Source organism: Shewanella sp. T24-MNA-CIBAN-0130 (genome assembly GCF_040310185.1).
In the GTDB taxonomy this organism is placed as follows: Bacteria; Pseudomonadota; Gammaproteobacteria; order Enterobacterales; family Shewanellaceae; genus Shewanella; species Shewanella psychromarinicola.
Window position 1 is genome coordinate 1 of record NZ_JBEOPP010000331.1, and the last position, 268, is coordinate 268.

General features: G+C 44.0%; 1 protein-coding gene. It reads left to right on the top strand.

The window, feature by feature from the left end:
* On the top strand, positions 1-268 hold a 268-nt coding region (locus AAEZ02_RS22600; RefSeq protein ID WP_351125297.1), incomplete at both ends, for a NifB/NifX family molybdenum-iron cluster-binding protein.

Genomic DNA, 268 nt, shown 5'->3' on the forward strand with positions numbered 1-268 from the left:
CTGCCATACCTATGAAAGACCAACATATTGCCAACCACTTTAGCCGTGCCGATGAGATGCTATTCATTGATGAGCAAGGCCAAGTAAAAGGGCGCTTTGCCAACCCAGCATTAACAGAAGGATGTGAGGGTAAGAAACAATTAGTCAGTATGATACTGGCAAATGGGGCGGATCGCGTCATCGTGCGCAACATTGGCCAACAGCTTTTATCTAAGTTATTAAGCCAACAATTGAGTGTATTTCACGCAAAAAATGGTCGTACTGCAAT